Origin of the sequence: Synechococcus sp. MU1642, from assembly GCF_020514115.1 — a bacterium.
GTDB lineage: Bacteria > Cyanobacteriota > Cyanobacteriia > PCC-6307 > Cyanobiaceae > Parasynechococcus.
Window position 1 is genome coordinate 178,774 of the sequence record NZ_VTKZ01000004.1, and the last position, 17,692, is coordinate 196,465.

At 61.4% G+C, this 17,692-nt stretch carries 18 protein-coding genes; 7 read left to right on the top strand and 11 right to left on the bottom strand.

Annotated features, from left to right (window positions below):
* Position 1 precedes the first annotated feature (1 nt).
* Genes FZZ85_RS06325 through FZZ85_RS06340 form a run of 4 tightly spaced genes read left to right on the top strand, consistent with a single transcriptional unit; the run spans position 2 to position 3,181 of the window.
* Entirely contained in the window at positions 2–910 is a 909-nt protein-coding gene (locus FZZ85_RS06325; RefSeq protein ID WP_226413267.1) for an ROK family protein, read from the top strand.
* An 8-nt stretch (positions 911–918) separates the two neighbouring features.
* Positions 919–2,226, top strand: coding sequence for a glutamate-5-semialdehyde dehydrogenase (locus FZZ85_RS06330; RefSeq protein ID WP_226413269.1), 1,308 nt, complete (start codon positions 919–921; stop codon positions 2,224–2,226).
* Positions 2,226–2,597, top strand: a complete 372-nt coding sequence (locus tag FZZ85_RS06335; protein ID WP_226413271.1) for a dihydroneopterin aldolase — start codon at positions 2,226–2,228, stop codon at positions 2,595–2,597. The genes FZZ85_RS06330 and FZZ85_RS06335 overlap by 1 nt, the downstream gene beginning before the upstream one ends.
* Positions 2,594–3,181: an alpha/beta fold hydrolase gene (locus tag FZZ85_RS06340; RefSeq protein WP_226413273.1), complete on the top strand. Its 588-nt coding sequence runs from the start codon at positions 2,594–2,596 to the stop codon at positions 3,179–3,181. The genes FZZ85_RS06335 and FZZ85_RS06340 overlap by 4 nt, the downstream gene beginning before the upstream one ends.
* A gap of 2 nt (positions 3,182–3,183) precedes the next feature.
* Here the strand turns inward: FZZ85_RS06340 and FZZ85_RS06345 are convergent, their stop codons facing one another.
* Genes FZZ85_RS06345 through thrS form a run of 6 tightly spaced genes read right to left on the bottom strand, consistent with a single transcriptional unit; the run spans position 3,184 to position 11,140 of the window.
* On the bottom strand, positions 3,184–5,286 hold the full coding sequence (locus tag FZZ85_RS06345) for a M3 family metallopeptidase (protein ID WP_226413275.1): 2,103 nt from the start codon (positions 5,284–5,286) through the stop codon (positions 3,184–3,186).
* Position 5,287: 1 nt separating this feature from the next.
* Positions 5,288–6,823, bottom strand: a complete 1,536-nt coding sequence (locus tag FZZ85_RS06350; RefSeq protein ID WP_226413277.1) for an NAD(P)H-quinone oxidoreductase subunit 4 — start codon at positions 6,821–6,823, stop codon at positions 5,288–5,290.
* Between the two features lie 57 nt (positions 6,824–6,880).
* Positions 6,881–7,828, bottom strand: a complete 948-nt coding sequence (thrB, locus tag FZZ85_RS06355) for a homoserine kinase (protein WP_226413279.1) — start codon at positions 7,826–7,828, stop codon at positions 6,881–6,883.
* Between the two features lie 14 nt (positions 7,829–7,842).
* Positions 7,843–8,877, bottom strand: a complete 1,035-nt coding sequence (locus FZZ85_RS06360; RefSeq protein WP_226413281.1) for a glucokinase — start codon at positions 8,875–8,877, stop codon at positions 7,843–7,845.
* 35 nt (positions 8,878–8,912) lie between these two features.
* Complete coding sequence (locus FZZ85_RS06365; protein ID WP_226413283.1) at positions 8,913–9,308, bottom strand: DUF1824 family protein; 396 nt, start codon at positions 9,306–9,308, stop codon at positions 8,913–8,915.
* Positions 9,305–11,140: a threonine--tRNA ligase gene (thrS, locus tag FZZ85_RS06370; RefSeq protein ID WP_226413285.1), complete on the bottom strand. Its 1,836-nt coding sequence runs from the start codon at positions 11,138–11,140 to the stop codon at positions 9,305–9,307. The genes FZZ85_RS06365 and thrS overlap by 4 nt, the downstream gene beginning before the upstream one ends.
* Before the next feature lie 27 nt (positions 11,141–11,167).
* Between thrS and FZZ85_RS06375 the strand changes: the two genes are divergently transcribed.
* Positions 11,168–11,500 carry a DUF2605 family protein gene (locus FZZ85_RS06375; protein WP_226413287.1) on the top strand — a complete coding sequence of 111 codons (333 nt, stop codon included), beginning with the start codon at positions 11,168–11,170 and terminating at the stop codon, positions 11,498–11,500.
* Here the strand turns inward: FZZ85_RS06375 and FZZ85_RS06380 are convergent.
* The 5 genes from FZZ85_RS06380 to FZZ85_RS06400 all read right to left on the bottom strand — a co-directional run bounded on the left by FZZ85_RS06380 (position 11,485) and on the right by FZZ85_RS06400 (position 15,371).
* Positions 11,485–12,159, bottom strand: a complete 675-nt coding sequence (locus FZZ85_RS06380) for a glycoside hydrolase family 104 protein (protein ID WP_226413289.1) — start codon at positions 12,157–12,159, stop codon at positions 11,485–11,487. The two genes, FZZ85_RS06375 and FZZ85_RS06380, sit on opposite strands and share 16 nt — an antisense overlap.
* Positions 12,160–12,393: 234 nt before the next feature.
* The gene (trpS, locus tag FZZ85_RS06385) at positions 12,394–13,407 is read right to left on the bottom strand and encodes a tryptophan--tRNA ligase (RefSeq protein ID WP_226413291.1); all 1,014 of its coding nucleotides are present in this window, start codon (positions 13,405–13,407) and stop codon (positions 12,394–12,396) included.
* A gap of 3 nt (positions 13,408–13,410) precedes the next feature.
* Complete coding sequence (locus tag FZZ85_RS06390; RefSeq protein WP_226413293.1) at positions 13,411–13,932, bottom strand: hypothetical protein; 522 nt, start codon at positions 13,930–13,932, stop codon at positions 13,411–13,413.
* Positions 13,933–13,948: 16 nt separating this feature from the next.
* Positions 13,949–14,476, bottom strand: a complete 528-nt coding sequence (locus tag FZZ85_RS06395) for a hypothetical protein (protein WP_226413295.1) — start codon at positions 14,474–14,476, stop codon at positions 13,949–13,951.
* On the bottom strand, positions 14,469–15,371 hold the full coding sequence (locus tag FZZ85_RS06400) for a cation diffusion facilitator family transporter (protein WP_226413345.1): 903 nt from the start codon (positions 15,369–15,371) through the stop codon (positions 14,469–14,471). The genes FZZ85_RS06395 and FZZ85_RS06400 overlap by 8 nt, the downstream gene beginning before the upstream one ends.
* Before the next feature lie 169 nt (positions 15,372–15,540).
* Here FZZ85_RS06400 and FZZ85_RS06405 point away from each other — a divergent pair, with 169 nt between their 5' ends.
* Entirely contained in the window at positions 15,541–16,824 is a 1,284-nt protein-coding gene (locus tag FZZ85_RS06405; RefSeq protein WP_226413297.1) for a YcjF family protein, read from the top strand.
* Between the two features lie 141 nt (positions 16,825–16,965).
* A partial coding sequence (locus tag FZZ85_RS06410; RefSeq protein WP_226413299.1) for a photosystem II q(b) protein occupies positions 16,966–17,692 on the top strand: 727 nt, incomplete at its 3' end.

Genomic DNA, 17,692 nt, shown 5'->3' on the forward strand with positions numbered 1-17,692 from the left:
GATGCCGGACGCGCAAGTGATTGGGGTGGATCTCGGGGGCACGGCGATCAAGCTGGCTCGGATCCGTGCTGACGGCACGGTGCTAGCGGAGGCGCAAGTGCCCACGCCTCAGCCCGCAGTGCCTGGCGCCGTGACGATGGCCCTCTGTGAAGCCATTGAACAGATTGACCCGGAGCATGTGGTTGAGGCGGTCGGCATCGGACTCCCTGGTCCGATGGATGTGGCGGCCCGGGTGGCCCGGGTATGCATCAACCTGCCGGGCTGGGAGGACGTGCCGCTGGCGGATTGGCTGGAGTCCAGGCTCAATCGTCGGGTCACCCTTGCCAATGACGGCAACTGTGCGGTGGTCGGAGAGGCATGGCTCGGTGCTGCCCGTGGTGTAGGTGATGTGGTGCTGCTGACCCTTGGAACCGGTGTGGGAGGGGGAGTGCTTTTGAGAGGTGAGCTGTTTACTGGCCATAACGGTGCCGCAGCGGAACCCGGTCTGATCGGGGTGCAGTCCGATGGTCCGGCCTGCAACAGCGGCAACCGTGGCTCACTGGAGCAGTTCGCCAGCATCACGGGCCTGCGACGTTTGTGTGATCGCGATCCACGTGAGCTCAGTGCGGAGGCTGATTCCGGTGATCCGGCGGCTCTTGAGGTTTGGAGCCGTTACGGCGAGCGCCTCGGCTGTGGCGTTGCTTCGCTGGTGTACGTGTTCACGCCACAGTTGGTCCTGTTGGGGGGCGGACTGGCGGGGGGCGCCCCCCCCCTTTTGCCCTCCGGGCGGCGGGGGGGGGGGGTGCGGGGGGCGGGCATCTCACGGGAGGGGTTGCGGATCGAAGCCGCCTGCCTGGGCAATGGTGCTGGACGCCTTGGAGCAGCGCGGCTCGCTCTACAGCGGCTGAACGGGATGATGGCTCCAGATTGATTGCGTTGATGTCGAGCGTTCCAGAGCCTTCCGCCGCGCTTTTGACGCGTGCCGCGGCTGTCCGCCGTGCTGCTGTTGATCTGGGGCAGACCGATGACGGCCAACGGGCCCTGGCGCTCCAGGCGATGGCGGACGCGCTGACCGACCGCGCCTCAACCATCCTCGCGGCCAACCGTGAAGACCTCGAACGCTCTGCGGCCGATGGGCTGTCGCCGGCTCTGATGGCTCGTCTGAAGCTGGATGACACCAAGTTGGCCGCGGCGATTGATGGCGTTCGCAAGGTGGCCAGCCTCAGTGATCCGCTGGGCTGTCGTCAGTTGCACCGGGAGCTGGACCAGGGCTTGGTGTTGGAACGGGTCTCTGTGCCGCTTGGGGTGGTGGGTGTGATCTTTGAAGCCAGGCCGGATGCTGTGATGCAGATCGCCTCGCTGGCGATCCGTTCGGGCAACGGTGCTCTGTTGAAAGGGGGCAGTGAGGCCCGCTGCACCAATGAGGCTGTGATGGACGCCCTGCAGACAGGCCTGGCGGCCAGTCCGGTGTCTGCCGATGCCCTGGCGCTGCTTACAACACGACAGGAAAGCCTGGCGTTGTTGCGTCTCGATGGCCTCGTGGATCTGATCATCCCCAGGGGAAGCAACGACCTGGTGCGCTTTATCCAGGACAACACCCGCATTCCTGTGCTGGGCCATGCCGATGGGGTATGCCATCTCTACGTTGATGCTGCGGCCGATGTCGATAAAGCTGTTCGGGTGGCGGTGGACAGCAAAAGCCAGTACCCCGCCGCCTGCAACGCCATCGAGACCTTGCTGGTGCACCGCTCCATTGCCCAGCCTTTTCTTGCCGCTGCGCTGCCGGTATTCGCAGCTGCCGGGGTGCAGCTGCGCGGTGATGCCGCGAGCGTGGCCCTTGGCGTGGCGCAAGTGGCCACGGAGGAGGACTGGAGCACGGAGTATCTGGATCTGATCCTGGCGGTGAAGCTGGTGGACGATCTCGAGGCAGCCACCGATCACATCCGTTCCTATGGCTCACGTCACACCGAAGTGATCCTGACGGAGGATGCCAAGGCGGCTGATCGTTTTCTTGCGGCGGTGGATAGCGCCGGGGTCTATCACAACTGTTCCAGCCGCTTCGCCGATGGGTTCCGTTATGGATTCGGCGCTGAGGTGGGCATCAGCACCCAGACCCTGCCGCCCCGGGGACCTGTTGGCCTTGAGGGGCTGGTGACCTACCGCTATCGGTTGCGCGGCGAGGGCCATATCGCTGCCGACTATGCCAACGGCAGCCGCGTCTTCACCCACATTGATCGGCCGCTCTGATGGATTGCATCGGTCTGCGGGAGCTGCGGTTGTGGGCCCACGTCGGGGTTTTGGAACACGAACGCCGGGATGGCCAATGGTTCAACCTTGATTTAAGTGTTCAGCTCGATCTGAAGGCTGCTGCCGTGGCCGACGACCTGAGCCAGAGCCTCGACTACAGCGTGGCGATTCAGGCCCTGCAAGGGTTGTCCCAGGAGGTTCGTTGCCTAACGATCGAGCACTTCAGCGAGCAGATGTTTGATCGGCTGGAAACCCTCTACGGGCCCATGCCGATGTGGTTACGGCTAACAAAATGTTCTGCACCGGTTCCGGGATTTAACGGTCGGGTGTTCGTGGAACGATCGCGCCATGGCGGCAAATCAGCCCTGTGAGCATCCCTTTGGTGTTGGTGCATGGTCTCTGGGACTCGCCTCGTCTTTTTCACCGATTGATTCAGGGGTTGGACCAGCCTGATCTTCCGTTGCTGGCGCCACACCTGCCCCATGGTCTGGGCTGGATTCCCCTGCGGCAGTTGGCCTCGCGCCTGGATAAGAGCATTCAGCGGCGCTTCGGTGCAGAAACCAGGGTCGATCTTCTGGGTTTTTCGATGGGGGGCGTGATCGGCAGAATCTGGCTGCAGGAGCTTGGGGGAGCGCAGCGCACCCGGCGCTTCTTCAGCGTGGGAAGCCCGCAGCAAGGCACCTTGGCTGCTCAGATGATCCCCCGTCCGCTCCTGCCGGGTGCTGCAGACATGAAAATGGGCAGTCGCCTGCTACGAGAGCTGAATCGCCAATCCGATGGCCTGGCTGGGGTCTACTGCTCCAGTTTCTTTTGCCGCTGGGATCTGATGGTCTGCCCCGGCTGGAGGGCCGTTCTGCCCCTGGGCCGGTGTGAGGAACTCCCCGTTTGGACCCATCAGCAGCTGATCAGCCACCCCGCCGCGATTCGACGGCTCAGCAGCAGCTTGCGCGCCTGAGCTCAGGCCGCGGCCACCAGGCCGGAATGGCGAATCAGTGCTTCGGTACTGGCCGGACGGCCACGGAAGGCTTCAAATACTTCTGCTGGGGAGCGACTGCCACCCAGGCTGAGCACGGTGTCGCGGAAGCGGCCTCCCGTTTCGCGAACTTGATCCTCCTGATCCAGACCCACCTCCTCAAAAGCGGAGAAGGCATCAGCACTGAGCACCTCAGCCCATTTGTAGGAGTAGTACCCAGCGGAGTAGCCACCCGCGAAGATGTGGCCGAAGGCGCAGAGAAACTGATCCTCTGGGATGGGAGCCATCACCGTGGTGGTGGCAGCAATCTCACGGCGCAGTTCGTCTGGGGTGATGCCAAGTTCCGGGTTCCACTGGCTGTGGAGGCGGAGGTCACTGAGGGCGAAGTGAACCTGTCGCAGGGTGGCCAGGCCGGAGTTGAAGGTGCGGCTGCTGCGCAGCTTGTTGAATTCCGCCTCGGGCAGGGGTTCGCCGGTCTGCCAATGTCGCGCAATGCCCATCAAGGTGGCGTGATCAAGGCACCAGTTCTCCATGAACTGGCTGGGGAGTTCCACGGCATCCCATTCCACGTTGCTGATGCCAGCAGCTTCCGGTTCCTCAACGGTGGTGAGCATGTGCTGAAGCCCATGGCCGAATTCATGGAAAAGAGTTTCCACTTCCTCGAAGCTCATCAGGCTGGGGGTGTCACCCACAGGTGGGGTCTGGTTGCAGACCAGGTAGGCCACCGGCAGCACGACAGATCCATCTGGTTTCTTGCTGAGGCCTAAGCATTCATCCATCCAAGCTCCACCGCGCTTGCTGGCGGGTCGGCTGAAGGGGTCGAGGTAGAAGCCGGCGATAGGTGTGCCATCGGAGCGCTTCACCCGGAAGAAGCGCACATCGTCGTTCCATGTCGGTGCCTCGCCGTCGGCGGCGAAGATCTCGACGTCGAACAGTCGTGAACACAGGCTGAACAGGCCTTCGAGCACCTGCGGCAGCGGGAACCAAGGGCGCAGCGCTTCTTGGTCCAGGTCGAATCGGGATTGGCGCAACTTCTCCGACCAGTAGGCAATATCCCAGGGAGCTAGCTCATCAGCTTCAGGGGCCTTGTGCTCCCTGGCGATGGCTTGGAGATCCCGCAGCTCTTGCTCAGCTGCTGGGTATGCCGCAGCGCGCAGTTCGTCCAGCAGTGCTTCCACAGCCGGAACATCCTCAGCCATCTTTGCGCTGAGGCTGAGGTCAGCCCAATGGGCATAGCCCAGGCGGGAAGCTTGTTCGCGCCTCAGGGTCAGGATCTCCTCGATCAGTGCCCGGTTATCGAGTTCTCCTTCACTGGCCCGCCCCACATGGGCGCGATAAGCCTTTTCTCTCAGTGATCGGTTGTTGGCATGGGTGAGGAAGGGCAAATAGCGGGGCATGTCCAGTCCCAGCAGCCAGGGGCCGGACTCCGCAGACGCATCAGCGTCTCCTGCTTCGCGAGCTGCTGCGGCCAATGCCTCCAAAGCCCGCTGCGGCAGGCCTGCTACGTCGCTGGTTTGGCCGAGCTTCAGGGTCCACTGCTGCGTGGCATCGAGCACGTGGTTGCCGAACTGGGTGGAGAGAGCGGCCAGGCGTTCACTGGTGCTGTTGAAGGCTTCCTTCTCATCGCCACTGAGTCCAACACCGCGCTGCTGCATCGAGAGCAGCTCTGATTTCAGAATCCGCTCTTGGGTTGGATTGAGTGGTTCGGCGGGATCGCGTTCAAGGGCCATCAAGGCCCGATGAAGAATCTGACTTTGGCCAAGGCGGTTGCTGAGGCGCACAACATCGGGTTGCTGGGCGGCATGGGCATCGCGTAGTTCAGCGGAATTGCAGACGCCATTGAGGTGTGACACCACACCCCAGCTCCAACGCAGCCGTTCGCCGATGGCCTGGAGCGGTTGCATCACCCCGTCCCAGGACAGCTTCGATGGTCCTGTAAGGGCTTTATCCAGAGCATGCTCCAGTGAGCTGAAGTCCTGATCCAGCTGTGCGAGCAGAACAGGGATGTCTGTGCTGACGAGCTCAGGGGAAATGGCACGGAACTCGGGAAGCCCTTGGCCGCGCAGAAGGGGGGAAACAGTCGACATCTCAGCTGGCAATGAACTGGAGGGCCAAAGCGTTGGTGGAGGCTTCGTAAAGGTCCATGGCAACGCGGGGCCAGATTCCGATCACCAGGGTTGGCACCAGCAGGCTGAGGCCAATCACTAGTTCCCTGGGCCGCATGTCAGCAACGCTGGCCAGGGCAGGAATCCTGGGCCCAAAGAAAACCCGGCGGCACATGGAAAGGAGATAGATCGGTGTGAGCACCAGACCGATGGCGGCCATCAGCACGGTGATCGAACGGAAGACGGAGGTAAAGGCTTCCTGGCTGGTGATGCCAAGGAAAACAGTGATTTCACTGATGAAGCCACTCATGCCAGGCAGCGCCAGTGACGCCAAGGAGCTGGCAAGGAAGAAGGCAAAGGTGATCGGCAGGGCCTTTGCCAATCCGCCCATATTGGGGATCGAGAGGGTTTTGGTTCGCTCGTAGAAAACACCCGTCACGAAGAACATCGCTGCAGCGATCAGGCCATGGCTCACCATCTGGAGCATGGCTCCGCTTATTCCCAGGGCATCAACGGCACCGATCCCCACTAGGACAAAGCCCATGTGGCTCACGGAACTGCAGGCGATCCTGCGTTTGACGTTGTCTTGGGCGAAGGCGTTGAGGGCGCCGTAAACGATGTTCACGATCCCAAGGATCACCAGAGCCGGCGCCAGGGTGGCGTGCGCTTCCGGCAGCATTTGCACGTTGAAGCGCAGCAGTGCGTAGCCGCCCATTTTCAGGAGTACCCCGGCTAGCAGCATCGACACCGGCGCGTTCGCCTCGCCGTGGGCATCGGGCAGCCAGGTGTGGAGCGGGAACATCGGCAGTTTCACGCCGAAGCCAATAAGGAAGCCCACATAACACAACAGGCCAAAGCTGCCGCCGGGGGAGCGAGCTGCCAGTTCGGTGAGGTTGAAGGTGAAGGTTTCACCGGAGAGAGCCAGCGCCAGGCCGCTGATCAGTATCAGCAGAGAGGCCAGGGCTGTGTAGAGGATGAATTTGGTCGCGGCGTACTGGCGGTTTTGTCCGCCCCAGATAGCGATCAGCAGGTAGACGGGAACAAGTTCCAGCTCCCATGCCAGGAAGAACAGCAGGAAATCCTGTGAGAGAAACACAAGGCCCTGGGCCGAGGCCTGAACCAGCATCAGGGCGAAGTACAGACGTGATTTGCGCTGCACAGACCAACTGGCAGCCACAGAGAGCAAGGTGACCAGGCCGCTGAGCACCACAAGGGGTGCTGAAAGACCATCAACACCAAGGGACCATTCGAGGCCGAGCGCTGGGAGCCAGCTCACCCGCTCCACCAGCTGAAGCCCTTCAGTGCTGGGGTCGAAGCGGGTGGCAAACACCCCCATCATCAAAAGGAGATCGACCAGCAGGACGACCAGTGTGATGATTTTCGGGGCAGGGGATGGATTTTCTTCGCTGCTCGGAACCAGTGGCAGCATCAAAGCTGCTGCCGCCGGCAACAGCACAATCAATGACAACCAGGGGAATGGACTGCCCGAGACAGCAAGCTCTGCTAACCCAGCATCCATTCCATGTCCGCAATCTTTAACAAAGCTAACAGGGCTGAATGCCCTGTTTAGGTGGATCTACTCATCTTCGGCCGGTTGCCAGTGGCTGCCAGAGGTCTGCAAATTCAGCGCCGGCGCGCGGCTGGCGACCCCCGCCTCTTCCCAGGCTTTGACCATCGCGCGACTGACGGCTGGGCCCTTGTCTTCCTCACACAGAGCCAGGATGCTTGGTCCGGCTCCGCTGATGGCGCAGCCCCAGGCGCCCGCGTCCATGGCTGCCTGTTTGACCTCGTCACCGCCTTTGATCAGCCGCCAGCGGTAAGGCTCGTGCAAACGATCGTGCATGCCGTCGGAGATCAGATCACCGTTGCCGGTGCGCAGCCCCTGCAGCAGAAGCGTCAAAGCACCCAGGTTGACCACAGCATCGCCAACGGGAATGGTCTTGGGCATGGCCCGACGGGCTTCGCTGGTGCTCAGGCGAATCGATGGAATCGCCACGACGGCCTTCACGCTTGGCGCCCATTCGCAACGCACCACGCGCCAGCGCTGAGAGGCGGCTTTTGCGGTCATGCAGAGGCCTCCCAAAAGGGAGGGGACAACATTGTCGGGATGCCCTTCAATGTCGATGGCCAGCTCGAGCAGCTTCTCCTTGGGAAGGGGTTCACCGACGAGGGCATTGGCTCCCATCAATCCCGCCACGATGGCCGTGGCACTGCTGCCCAGCCCCCGTGCCGGTGGCACGGCAAGACGCACCCGTGCCTCAAGGGCAACGGGTTCCAGGCCAGCCGCTTTCCACACCCGTTGGGCCGCGCGGTAGACGAGGTTTTCAGGACCACCACGGAGGTGGCTCCCCTCCGATCCCTCAATAATCAGCTCAAACCGTTCACCGCCCCCTTCGATCCGCCGCATCGCGAATCGGTTGTTCAGGTCGAGGGCTGCACCGAGGCAGTCAAATCCGGGGCCGAGATTGGCGGTGGTTGCCGGGACGTCCACGACCACTTTCTGACCGATGCGCGGCTGCGCCATCGCTGATCCTCTTCTCAGGCCAGTGTCCCACCTGACTCCGCCAGCATCCTGGCGCGACAGGCTGCACTGAACAGTCCGGCATCGGGATCGATCACCGCTGTGACCTGCATCCCTTCGATCAGCTCGCGGAAGCGCCCCTTATCGCGCATCGCGTTGAGAAAGCTGTCGGATTGCAGTCCCTTCAATTGTTTTGATGCTGTGCCCCCACCAACCCAGAGGCCTCCCGTACAGAGTTCTTGAAGGGCAAGATCGCCTGCCGCTGCGCCATAGGCCTCAAGCCACAGCTGTAAGGCGCGTTGCATTAAGGGATCACCCCCCTCAGCCGCGACGCTCACCTGAGCGGGAAGATCGTTGGAACTGTTGCGCCGCCATGCCTCAGCCACGCTGCGTAGGGGGTGCATGGCGGCATCGGGTTTCTGAAGCAGCCAGTGAGCCATATGCCCAAGGCCGGTGCCACTCACGATGCGTTCAATCGACAGCCGGTTGACGCCGAGGTCTTGTTTGAGCCAGCAGGAAAGCTCCCATTCCGCTTCATTGCGCGGGGCAAATTCGCGGTGCCCTCCCTCGCTCGCCAGGGCCACCAGTCCCTGTTCGCTCTGCAGTCCTCGTGCCATACCGAGACCGGTGCCGGCACCAAGAATTGCCAGGGGGCCATTGTCTTGGTGGCCGTTCTGAAGGATCACCTGCTGGTTGCCGTCGAAATGGGGCAACCCGTAAATCAGCACGCCGAAATCATTCACCAGCTCGAGGCGTTCAGTGCCTGCTGCCCTCGCCAGGTCGGCCTCCCGCAACCGCCAGGGCAAATTTGTGATCCTGGCCTCCTTATGGCGCACCGGACCGGCAACGGCGATGCAGGCATGCGTAGGAGCCGGGAGATCAGCTGGTCGATTGTTGAGGAAGGCCTCGAGCATCGGCTCAAGGGATGACCACTCTCCCGAGCCGAAGCGTTCTTGATGTATCAGGCGCAGTTGACCCGCTTCACTCACATACAGAGCGAGCAGGGTCTTGGTGCCTCCCATGTCCCCCGCTAGGAGTGTGGTGGTGGCCATCCATGGCCGCAGCGTCTTTTAACAGCGTGGTCCGCTCAGGAGAAGAAGTCCAGTGGAAGCGGTCCCCAGGTGGTGCTTGGCGTGATGTCGTCGTCGCCGTGACCACTGATCAGAATTCCCTCGCCGAGGCCGTGCTCGATCCGAATTCTGATCGTGCCTCCCTTCTGATTGGCTTTTAGAAAAACAGGGCCCGGCTCCTTGGGGCTGTCGACGAGCTGCAGAGGCTCCCACTGTTGGCTTCGCTCGAGGCTGCGCAGCGCTGTGATGGCCTTCTCCATGGACGGGGCCATAACGCCGATGGTGAACCAGCTGGCGTTGGCCATCGCCTGATCGAGTTCTCCTCGCAGTTCGTTCCTGATCTGAGGAAGCAGTTCCGGTGCTCCACGCAGACGCGCGAGATCGGCGAGGTTCTGCACGGGGGAGTCCGTCATCGGTTCAGCTCCAGGCCTGCGGCGCGCTGGCTGTTGGCCATTTGAGCAGAACTGAGCAGGTCGGCCACCGATGTGACCCCGAGGTCACCGTCCCGTCGGCTGCGCAGGCTTGCGGCGTTCTGCTCTGCTTCCTTGGCACCGATGACCGCCAGCACGGGGATCTTCATCTGTTCGCCGGTGCGGATCAACTTGCCGAGACGCTCGCCGCTGCGGTCGATGGTGGCGCGCACACCAGCTTCAGTGAGTTGGTTCAGCAACTGCTCCGCGTAGGGCTGCACCTCGTCGGTGACGGGCAACAGACGCACCTGTTCCGGGGCCAGCCAGAAGGGGTAATCGCCGGCGTAGTTCTCGGTCATGATTCCGAAGAATCGCTCCAGCGAGCCGAAGATGGCTCGGTGAATCATGATCGGCCGCTGCTTGCTGCCGTCGGCGGCGATGTAGTCGAGCTCAAATCGTTCCGGCAGGTTGAAATCCAACTGGATGGTGGAGCACTGCCACATCCGGCCAATGGCGTCTTCGATCTTGAGATCAATTTTCGGGCCGTAGAAGGCGCCGCCGCCCCCATCGATTTTGTAGGCCCAACCCTTGCGCTCTAGGGCTTCAATTAGTCCATTGGTGGCCAGGTCCCAGACGGCGTCATCGCCGATGGACTTCTCGGGGCGGGTGGAGAGGTTGATCTCGTAGTTGCTGAAATCGAAGGCGGAGAGGATGCGCTCGGTGAGATCGAGAATTTTCAGGATCTCGTCGCTGATCTGCTCGGGCAGGCAGAACACGTGAGCATCGTCCTGGGTGAAGCCCCGGACCCGCATCAGACCATGCATCACACCGGGGCGCTCGTAGCGATACACCGTTCCAAGCTCCGCCCAGCGGATTGGCAGTTCCCTGTAGCTGCGCAGTTTGCTGGCGAAGGTGAGCACGTGGAACGGGCAGTTCATCGGCTTGAGCTGGTACTCACGCTCGTCCACCTCCATTGGACCGAACATGCTCTCGGCGTAGAAGTCGAGGTGGCCTGAGGTCTTCCAGAGGCTGATGTCCGCCACGTGGGGGGTGTAGAGGAGCTCGTATCCGCCTTCAAAGTGGGCCTGGCGCCAGAAATCTTCGATTAAGAGGCGCATGCGGGCACCGCGGGGGTGCCAGAACACCAGGCCAGCGCCGGCCTCGTCCTCGATGGAGAACAGGTCGAGGTCTTTGCCGATCCGGCGATGGTCGCGGCGGAGAGCTTCTTCCTTGCGATGTTTGTGCTCCACCAGTTGTTCCGGGGTTTCCCAGGCCGTGCCGTAGATGCGTTGCAGCTGCGCTTTGGTCTCATCACCACGCCAGTAGGCGCCTGCCACGCTTTCCAGCTCGAAGGCCTTGGCGTTGAGTTCCCCGGTGTGATCCACATGGGGGCCGGCACAGAGGTCCCACCAGTCCTCGCCAAGGGTGTAAAGGGTGATCGGCTCCTGCAGTCCTTCAAGGATCTCGAGCTTGTAGGGCTCGTTCTGGGCCTTGATTTTTGCCTCGGCCTCGCTACGGCTCACCTCGACCCGCTCCAGGGGCAGCTTCTTGTTAATGATTTTGATCATCCCTTTCTTGATGGCCTTCAGGTCGGCCTCGGTGAAGGGATCGGGATTGTCGAAGTCGTAATAGAAACCGGTTTCGGTCCAGGGGCCGATGGTGACGCGTGCCTTGGGAAACAACTGCTGCACAGCCATGGCCATTACGTGGCTCATGGAGTGCCGAATCTTGAGCAGTTGATCGCTTTCGCTGGTCTTGGGCAGAACCACTGGTGCTGAAGGGGCTGGGGTGGTTGCTGCAGCGCTGCTCACCGGTTCAGGTTCAGGGCCCGCCATCCTATGGGCGAGACCCGAGGGCAACACATGGGTGAGTCAACCAATCGGGATGCTGGCTCATTGTTGGATGAGTTGCTGGCATCTCTTCTCGATGACTTCGAGCACTGGTTTCAGCGTGGGGAGGAGCTTCTGCAGGCCTGTCCGGAGGAGGTGATGCCGTCAGAGGAGCGTCAGCTCATGGAGGGACGGCTGCAGGATGGCAAGAAGGCAATTGCTGCAACGCGCTCTCTGATGGCTGCGTCAACGCAGCCCATGGCTGTCTCGATGGAGGTGATGAACCCGTGGCATGGCTTGGTCACGGAGGTGTGGGCCTTGGCCGCGAAGTTGGGCTCGACCCGTTCGCCTCAGGCCCCCAGCTGATTGCGCAGCTGGCGCAGGTTGCTGCTGTAGAAGCTCGCCAGTTCCTGATGGCTCTTCACCGGTTGTCCGTAGGCGGAGCGGCCATTCCAGGTGGGGAAGGATGCCCATTCGGGAGCCAACTTCGCCATGGCGTTCTTGGTCAGGCCTTGCCGGTCAATTTCTTTGAGAGCACCCCGACGCTCAACAAGGTGCAGAGCGGCTTGGTCCTGGTGCCTTGGCTCGAAGCTGGACAGCTTCAGCTCCTTGGCCACTCCTTCCCAGGTCTTGGGCAGGAATTGGTAGGCCCCAGCTGCAGCGCTGCTGTACCGCTTCACGATCACACGCTGGGGATGACGTGAGAGGTCCTGAAACTGCCCGCCGCCATATGTGATCCGGTAGCCCTTATCTTCGCCGTCCTTCCAGGTCCCCTCGGCGAAGCGAATGGTGTTGAGCAGGGCGCGGCGCTCAGGCGTCAGCTCATAACGCCCGCCCTCGTTGCCCGTGGCCAGATGGGCGCGGCTGCTCGTCTCGCCATGCGTGGCATGGTCTGAAGGCGTATCTGTTTTCTGAGGTCGCTGTGTGGCTCCTGTGGACAGCACCAATCCTGCGGCCAGGGCAGCACAGACGACAGGCCTGTTCCAATTGGTGACTGGGCTGAACGCAGAAAAAAGACGACTCACAAAGAGCATTTAGGTGGACGGTAACAGTGCTGGCCCACGAGGCCTGGACGCGAGATCGGTTCTTGGGGGGTTGACGCGCAGTCTGCGATGTGTATAAGCAGCTGATAGAAGGGTGAGAGTCTTGCGAGACTCGCGTCTGCGGTTGAGGTTGTCTCCCTCAGGCCTCAGGGGCCATAGCTCAAGCCCATAGCCGTCGCATTGATCAGAGCAGCTAATGCTTTTCTTTGGTGCTGATCAGGCTGGTCGGGCGAAGCCCAAGGCGTCCCGAACCCGTTCAAGCGTGGCGTTGGCTACGGATTCTGCTTTCTCGCGGCCTGTGCTCAGCACCTGATCGAGCTCTGTGGTGTCCTGGATCAGCTCCCGGTAGCGGGCCTGGATGGGCTCCAGCGAGTTCACGGTGGCTTCTGCCAGCAGCGGCTTGAACTGTCCCCAACCCATCTCGGCGCACTCGTTGGCGGCCTGCTCCCGCCCCTTGCCGCTCAGGATCGCGTAGAGCCCTAAGAGGTTGTCGGTTTCTGGCCGGTCGGGGTTGCCGAATTCGAGACCACGCTCTGGATCGGTTTTGGCGCGTTTGATCTTTTTGGTGATCAGCTCGGGAGGGTCCAAAAGGGTGATGCGACTCCCCTCGTTGGGGTCGCTCTTGCTCATCTTGCTGCGGCCATCTGTCAGGCTCATGACCCGTGCACCATCCTTGAGGATCATCGGTTTGGGCACTTTGAGCACCGGGGTGTCCTTGCCACCGAAGCGGGCATTAATGCGCTGTTGCGCGATGTCACGCGCCAGCTCCAAGTGCTGCTTCTGATCTTCACCGACGGGCACCAGGTCAGCGTCGTAGAGAAGGATGTCGGCGGCCATCAGCACCGGATAGTCCAGCAGGCCCAGGGAGACGTTGTCCCCCTGCTTCACCGCTTTCTCCTTGAACTGAATCATCCGCTCAAGCCAGTTGAGTGGCGTGACGCAATTCAGCAACCAGCAGAGTTCGCTGTGGGCTGCCACCTGGCTCTGCACAAACACCGCGCAGCGTTTGGGGTCCATGCCACAGGCCAAGTAAAGCGCTGCTGTGGAACGAGTGTCCTCAGCCAGGCGGCTGGGGTCGTGGGGAACGGTGATGGCGTGGAGATCCACAACACAAACAAAGGTGTCGTGGGTCTCCTGCAGGTCAACCCAATTGCGGATGGCACCCAGCCAATTGCCGAGGTGTAGTGCCCCGGTCGGTTGCACCCCGGAAAGAACCCTTGGCCGGTTCATCAATCAGTCCTCGGTTGCTTCGGTTTTGGTGTCGTCGCTGGGGGCTACTTCTGACTCGACCACAGGCTCCACTACCGGTTCCACCTCTGGCTCGTCAACCGCTTCAGCCTGGACTTCCGGCTTGGGTTTGGCGGGTCGGGCGAAAGGGTTCGGGCGGGATCCGCGGCTGCTGCGCTCGTCGTCAAAACGGCGACCGCGACCTCCACCATCGCGACCTCCACCGTCGCGTCCACCACCATCACGCCGGCCACCCCTAGCAGGTTGATTGCGTTGCTGCTCGATCAGGGCGTCGAGTTGGCCGTCCTCCAGCATTTGGCCGAGGCTGCGGATTGCGAAACCAAGAACGGCAACCGTTGATCGGAGATTGAAGGCCTCCTGCAGTGCCCTTGCCGAACGCATTTCGTTGTCGCTCAGTCGAATCCGGAAGCCTCCGCCTTCACGGCCGCCGCCACGACTGCGCTGACCGTCTCGGCCGCCGTCTCCCTGCCCCGCCTGTTGTTGGGGATCGCTGTAGGAATCACTCATGGCCCATGGCCTGGAATCAGGCGCAAGTGTGACGCATCACCGGGGTGTTTTCGGTGATCCAGAGCAGCTGGTGGCATTCAACGCTGTTCTTCCGAGCCAGCACGAGCATCGGAACCGCTGTGATTCCCCGTTCAATCCGTTCGCGATAGCTGCTAACAAGTTGTCGGTACCGCTCAGCTGTCCAACCGTGGATGGCAGTGTCACGACTGTTCCAGTAGTCCCGCAGCGCTCTCTGGCAGTCCTCGATGCCGAAGTCATGCCAGCAGCTCTGTTGGGCCAACAAAGGATCAATTCCCTGCTGCAGCAACCGCCGGTATTGCATCAGTTCCGGCGCTTCATCGCGTCCATCCGGAGGGAGCAAGCGGTGCAGCTCGGTCAGGGGAGTGCGAGATAGCCGCAGCCAGCATCGTTCCCGCAGCAACACTGGAAGTTGCCAAGACCAGCCGTCGGCACGGCGAACTTCATCGAGCACCTCAATCAGCCCCCGCTGCTGACGCAAGGTCAGCCCAGCGAGCTCATCTGTTGCTGTGTCGACCTCAGCCATGGGCGCCGGTGTAGGTGATCCCGTCCTCCACGTAGTCCTTGGGTTCCAGATGGATGGTGCACCGCACCGGCCCGAAACTTTTGTCCAAGCGCTCCTCCACCTGTTCTGTGATCCGGTGCGCCTTGGTGAGGTCGTCTGCGTCGACAACCATATGCATTTCGATGAACACCTGCTGGCCCAGAACGCCCCGGCTGGCGATGTCGTGGCAGTTCATGACGCCGGCGGTAGCCATCGCTTCGGCATAGATGGCTTCAGGTGCAACCGCCATGTGGTCCACCAGCCAGGGCAAGGTGCCGCGCAGCACCTGCCAGCACACACGGATCAGCAGAAGGGCCATGGGGATGGCCAGCGCTACGTCGAGCCAGCTCACCTGCAGCCAGACCGCCCCTGCCATGCCCACCAGCACCACCACGGTGGTCCAAACGTCGCTCGCCGAATGCTGGGCATCTGCTTTGAGCAGGTTGCTGTTCAGTCGCCGACCTTCCCGCAGCTCATATCCCGCCAGCAGGAGATTGAATCCCAGCACGAGCGTGAGCAGCACGAGCTCCTGACTTGTCACACGGATTGGTGGCAGGCCCTCGAGCAGCCTCTCGCCTGAACGCAGCAGGATTTCGATCGCTGTGAACAGGATGAAACCAGCGATACCGAGGGCTCCGACAGCTTCGTATTTGCGGTGCCCATAGGGGTGATCCCGGTCAGGCCGTGGATCAGAAAGTTTGTTGGTGACCAGTCCCGTGAGGCTGGACAGCGCATCAGTGGCGCTGTGCATGCCATCAGCGATGACTGCCAGGGAACCACTCATGGCCCCCACCAGAAGCTTCAGCAGCGACATGGTGATGTTCAGGCCCAGGGCCACCATGAGAACCCTGCGCACCCCCCGGCGGTTGTCGACCATCGCAATGGGATGACTGTGTGTCACGGCTGACCCTGGCCTGTTCCCAACTTATGGAGAAGTCGTCCTTCTGGCCTGAAGTTCTGGTGTCAGGTGATGGGTTGAGCTAAGAAGGGCCACTGCTACAGCAGCCCTTCTATTGAAACTACCGGCTTCATGGCCAGACCTGGTGATGCCACCGTCGTCGCTGATGCGGCCGCTGGCTCTGGCTGGAGCTGGACTGCTTGCTGGACAGTGGCTTATCAGTGATGTGATGCATATTCCCGGCGGGGGGCTGGGGCTACTGGCCGCTGGTGGCGTTGTGATCTGGCTTGGCCGCAAGCCAAGCCAACCGCGTTTCACAGCACCGGTATCGCTGGACGGATGGATGGCTCGATGCCAGGAGGTGTTGGATCAGTTCGCTCGTTTTGAGCAGCAACCCTCCGCGGATCTGGCCCGTCGCGCCGAATTCAAGTCGGTGCTGGACCGCAGCGGTCCTGTGCGCATGGCAATGGTCGCCTTGGGAGCTTCTCAGGGACCGAATGAAACAGAGCTCAGCAGCTCTCTGGCGGGCCCGGTGCCGTTGACGCTTTCGCTCTGCCATCCCTTGACCACCGACGACGGCAGCCGTTGCTGGCCCCGCGGCCTGCTGGATCAAGATCTGATCCTGTTCAGCCTGAAGGCGCCACTGCTGGCATCAGATCTGCTCTGGCTTCAGCAGGTGCCGGACGATCAGCCGGCTTGGCTGCTTGTGTCGATCGAAGAGCAGGTCGCGTCGACCGATGCCATCGATTCCGTTCGAGATGACCTTCCCGAACGCTGGCGTGAGCGGATCCTGGTTCAGGAGCCTTCGATGCAGCTGCGGACTGCCCTGGCACAGCTGCGCCGTTCGCTGAAGCAGGCTGCGGTCGAGACGCGGCCGCGGCTGCTGGCGGAACTGCACCGTCGTTGGCAGCGTGACCTCGAATCGCTTCGGCGTGATCGCTTTCTGCAGATCCAGCAACGCACTCAGTGGGTGGTTGCCGGGTCTGTAATGGCATCACCCATCGCCAGCCTTGATCTTCTTGCCGTCACGGTGGCCAACGGTTTGATGATCAAGGAGATGGGGGAGATCTGGGGGACGTCGCTGCAGCCCGATGTGCTCAGGGAAGCGGCATCCCAGCTGGCGCGGGTGGCTCTCGCCCAAGGCGTTGTGGAGTGGACTGGGCAGACCTTGCTTGGACTGGCCAAAATTGATGGAGGGAGTTGGCTGATTGCTGGTTCGATGCAGGCCCTCAGTGCGGCTTACCTCACCCGTGTTGTGGGCAGATCCATGGCGGATTGGCTGGCAATCAACGCCGGTGTTGATGAGCTCGATCTTGTGGCGTTGAACCAGCAGGCGCCGTTGTTGGTGGCTCGGGCTGCAGAGGAGGAACGGGTGAACTGGAACGGTTTCGTTCAGCAATCCCGCGATTGGTTGCTTCATGCAACTTCATGAATGCTTCATAAAGCGCTTAATGAAGTTTTTTTGAGAGCTGATTCCGATTGTTGAGTTGCCGTGTAAGGGAAGGTTCCCTCCATAAACTTGTTCCACCTGTCCCTTTTTTTGGGGAGAGGTTTATCCGTCTTCTTTTCTTCCATGTCCACCGCAATTCGCAGCGGACGCCAGAGCAATTGGGAAGCCTTTTGTCAGTGGGTGACCGACACCAACAACCGCATCTATGTGGGTTGGTTCGGCGTGCTGATGATTCCCTGCCTCCTGGCGGCCACCATCTGCTTCACCATTGCTTTTATCGCCGCTCCTCCGGTTGATATCGATGGCATCCGTGAGCCTGTCGCTGGCTCCCTGATCTACGGCAACAACATCATCTCTGGTGCAGTTGTTCCTTCTTCAAACGCCATCGGCCTGCACTTCTACCCCATCTGGGAAGCTGCTTCCCTCGATGAGTGGCTGTACAACGGCGGCCCTTATCAGCTGGTTTGCTTCCACTTCCTCATCGGCATTTCCGCCTATATGGGGCGCCAGTGGGAACTCTCCTACCGCCTGGGCATGCGCCCCTGGATCTGTGTTGCCTACAGCGCTCCGCTGTCTGCAGCGATGGCCGTTTTCCTGGTTTACCCCTTCGGTCAGGGTTCCTTCTCTGATGGCATGCCCCTGGGCATCTCTGGCACCTTCAACTTCATGTTGGTGTTCCAGGCCGAGCACAACATCCTGATGCACCCCTTCCACATGCTGGGTGTCGCAGGTGTCTTCGGCGGCAGCTTGTTCTCCGCCATGCACGGCTCCCTGGTGACCTCCTCCCTGGTGCGTGAAACCACCGAGAGCGAGTCCCAGAACTACGGCTACAAGTTTGGCCAAGAGGAAG

Coding starts and splice junctions, on each gene's coding strand:
- FZZ85_RS06325 (WP_226413267.1), top strand. CDS start 2: ATGCCGGACGCGCAAGTGATTGGGGTGGATCTCGGGGGCACGGCGATC.
- FZZ85_RS06330 (WP_226413269.1), top strand. CDS start 919: ATGTCGAGCGTTCCAGAGCCTTCCGCCGCGCTTTTGACGCGTGCCGCG.
- FZZ85_RS06335 (WP_226413271.1), top strand. CDS start 2,226: ATGGATTGCATCGGTCTGCGGGAGCTGCGGTTGTGGGCCCACGTCGGG.
- FZZ85_RS06345 (WP_226413275.1), bottom strand. CDS start 5,286: ATGTCGACTGTTTCCCCCCTTCTGCGCGGCCAAGGGCTTCCCGAGTTC.
- FZZ85_RS06350 (WP_226413277.1), bottom strand. CDS start 6,823: ATGGATGCTGGGTTAGCAGAGCTTGCTGTCTCGGGCAGTCCATTCCCC.
- thrB (WP_226413279.1), bottom strand. CDS start 7,828: ATGGCGCAGCCGCGCATCGGTCAGAAAGTGGTCGTGGACGTCCCGGCA.
- FZZ85_RS06360 (WP_226413281.1), bottom strand. CDS start 8,877: ATGGCCACCACCACACTCCTAGCGGGGGACATGGGAGGCACCAAGACC.
- FZZ85_RS06365 (WP_226413283.1), bottom strand. CDS start 9,308: ATGACGGACTCCCCCGTGCAGAACCTCGCCGATCTCGCGCGTCTGCGT.
- thrS (WP_226413285.1), bottom strand. CDS start 11,140: ATGGCGGGCCCTGAACCTGAACCGGTGAGCAGCGCTGCAGCAACCACC.
- FZZ85_RS06375 (WP_226413287.1), top strand. CDS start 11,168: ATGGGTGAGTCAACCAATCGGGATGCTGGCTCATTGTTGGATGAGTTG.
- trpS (WP_226413291.1), bottom strand. CDS start 13,407: ATGAACCGGCCAAGGGTTCTTTCCGGGGTGCAACCGACCGGGGCACTA.
- FZZ85_RS06390 (WP_226413293.1), bottom strand. CDS start 13,932: ATGAGTGATTCCTACAGCGATCCCCAACAACAGGCGGGGCAGGGAGAC.
- FZZ85_RS06395 (WP_226413295.1), bottom strand. CDS start 14,476: ATGGCTGAGGTCGACACAGCAACAGATGAGCTCGCTGGGCTGACCTTG.
- FZZ85_RS06400 (WP_226413345.1), bottom strand. CDS start 15,371: ATGGTCGACAACCGCCGGGGGGTGCGCAGGGTTCTCATGGTGGCCCTG.
- FZZ85_RS06405 (WP_226413297.1), top strand. CDS start 15,541: ATGCCACCGTCGTCGCTGATGCGGCCGCTGGCTCTGGCTGGAGCTGGA.